The 2594-nt window shown below is 80.4% G+C and carries 1 protein-coding gene and 1 pseudogene; one reads left to right on the plus strand and one right to left on the minus strand.

Annotation, left to right across the window (positions count from 1 at the left end):
• Positions 1-221, plus strand: a pseudogene (locus AC2CJA_RS26025) (hypothetical protein); the annotation flags it as partial.
• Between the two features lie 99 nt (positions 222-320).
• Here the strand turns inward: AC2CJA_RS26025 and AC2CJA_RS26030 are convergent.
• The gene (locus AC2CJA_RS26030; protein ID WP_484605118.1) at positions 321-2483 is read right to left on the minus strand and encodes a primosomal protein N'; all 2163 of its coding nucleotides are present in this window, start codon (positions 2481-2483) and stop codon (positions 321-323) included.
• Between the last annotated feature and the right edge of the window lie 111 nt (positions 2484-2594).

A 2594-nucleotide genomic window follows, 5' to 3' on the forward strand; every position in this document is an offset into this window, starting at 1 on the left:
CCTCCACCGCGCAGACCACGGCCCCGTCCGCCGACGGACCGCGGACGGAACGGCGGCCCGGCCGGGACGGGGAGGAGTGCCGGGAGACCGGGGCCGCCGCACACGCCGTGACCGCGGGAGCCGGGGCTCCCCCGGTGCCCGCCGCCCATCCGCCGTCCGGGCGGGCGGCGCAGCCTCTCGAGCCCCGTCCGGGCGCCCTCCCCGCCCCCCGCAACGGCTGATCCTCCGGCCGTCCCGTTCTCCGCCCGGCGCCCGGCCCCTCCCCCTCGGCCCGGCGCCGGGCGGTTCCGCCGCCGGGCGGCCCGCGGGCGTCACCGCCGTCAGCCGATGTCCTCCGGATCGACGCGGACGCGTACGGGTTCGCTCCCGCGGCGGGCGAGCCGGGCCGCACGGGCGGCCTTGAGCGCGGCGGTGAGCGCCGCGCCGCTGCCCGGCGGCACCCTCACCAGGGCCCGCTCCCACCGCTCGCCCGGCGGCGGACCGCCCGGGCGCCGGGGACGGCCCGCGTCGGGCACGGGCAGCGGAACCGGCCCCAGGACCTCGGCGCCGGGCGGCAGTCCGGCCGCGGCCAGCAGTCCGGCGACGGCTTCGGGCGGTCCGGTCACCGCGGCCACCCGGGACACCGGCGGGAAGCCCAGCTCGGCCCGCTCGGCCAGCTCGCGCCGGGCGTGTCCGGCCGGATCCCAGCGCACCAGCGCCTGGACGGGCCGCAGCGTCGGTTCGGCCATCACCACCACCGTGCCGCCCTCGCCGTGGGGGCGCACCAGTGCGGCGGCGTCCAGCCAGCGGCGCAGCGCATCCTCCCCCGCGCGCAGATCGGGGCGGGAGAGCAGCGCCCAGCCGTCCAGCAGCAGGGCCGCCGCGTAGCCTGGCCCCTCGGCGACCGGTTCCGCGCCGGGAGTGCTGACCACCAGGGCGGGTCTGTCCGGTACGGAGTCCAGGACGTGATCGCGGCCGGAGGTGCGGACGGGCACGGCCGGGAAGGCACGGCCCAGCTCCTCGGCGGTGCGCCGGGCTCCGAAGACCCGCCCCCGCAGTCGGGTTCCGCCGCACTCCGCGCACGCCCAGCCGGGCGTGTCGCGTCCGCACCAGCCGCAGCGGGGCGGGGCGTCGCCGCCGGCGGTTTCCAGGGGGCCGGAGCAGTGGGCACAGCGGGCGGGCTCGCGACAGCGGTCGCAGGCCAGCCGGGGTACGTAGCCGCGCCGCGGCACCTGTACCAGCACCGGGCCGCGTCGCAGGGCCTCGCGCACGGTACTCCAGGCGAGAGTGGGCAGCCGGGCGGTGCGCGCGGCCGGATCGCGCGCCTCGTCGCCGTCGCCGACAGTGCGGACCAGGGGGGCGTTCGCCCGCACCGCGTCGCGGTCGGCCGCCAGCGGTCGGGCCCAGCCGGTCTCGACGAGCTGGGCGGCCTCCACGGTGCTGCCGTGCCCGCCCAGCAGAAAGCCGCACCCCTCCCGGGCCGCGCGCAGCAGCAGCACCTCGCGGGCGTGCGGCGTCGGTTCGCGGGGGTCGCGGTGACTGGAGTCCCCGTCGTCCCAGATCGCGACCAGGCCCGGGTCGTGCACGGGTGCGAACATAGCGGCACGGGTGCCCACGACGCAGCGCACCTGCCCGCGGTTGACGGCCAGCCATCGGCGGTAGCGGGCCTCTGCTCCGGCGTCGGCGGTGAGCAGAACGTGCCGGCCGTCGCCGACCAGGGCGGTGAGGGCGTCGTCCACCCGGGCCGCGGCCCGGCCGTCGGGCAGTACGGCCAGCGCGCCGCGGCCGGAGGCCAGGGCGGCGGCCAGGGCCCGGGCCAGTTCGTCGGGCCAGTGCGGGCCGGGCAGCGCCGTCCACACCGCGCGCGGGGACTCCCCCGCGGCCAGGGCCCGCAGATAGCCGGGCCCGGCCGGGTAGCGCGCCCAGGAGGAGACCTCGGGCGGCGGGGGCGGTGGCGGGGGTGCGGTGGAGGTGCCCCCGGCGGACGTCTTCTCCGCACGGGCCACGCGCGGGGGCACGGCGAGCTGGACGATATCGGCCAGGGCCCCGGCGTAGCGGTCGGCGACGGCCCGGCACAGCCGCAGCAGCCCGGGGCCCAGAACGGGCTCCGGGGAGAGGACCTGGGCGATGGGGGCGAGGACACCGGGGAAGTCGGATTCCGCGCGGCGCTCGACGATGAAGCCGTTGACCAGCCCGCCGCCCTCGCGGCGTCCGCCCCGCTCCCCCGCGCCGAAGCGCACCCGCACCCGCGCCCCCGGCCGGGCCTCGGCGTCCATGCCTGCGGGAACGGCGTAGTCGAAGAGCCGGTCGAGGTGGAGCAGCCCCTTGTCGACCAGGACGCGGGCGACGGGGTCGCGCTCGGCGAGTTCGGCGCCGCGCCAGGTGCGCGGCCGGGCGCGGGGTGGCTTGGCCCGGCGGACGGTCTCGCGGATCAGCGCGAGCTGCTCGCCTCCCGGCGGGTCCTGTGCCGGGGGCCGGTCCGGTCGCCCGTTCTCGCTGCTCACAGCCCTCAGTCCTACCAGAGGCCACTGACACGGCCCGGGGCCCCGCCGCCCCCCGGGGGGGGGGGCGGGGGGGGGCCCCGGCGGGGGGGGGGGGGGGGGGGGGGGCCCGGG

The sequence above is a fragment of the Streptomyces sp. ATLC9 genome, assembly GCF_057196705.1.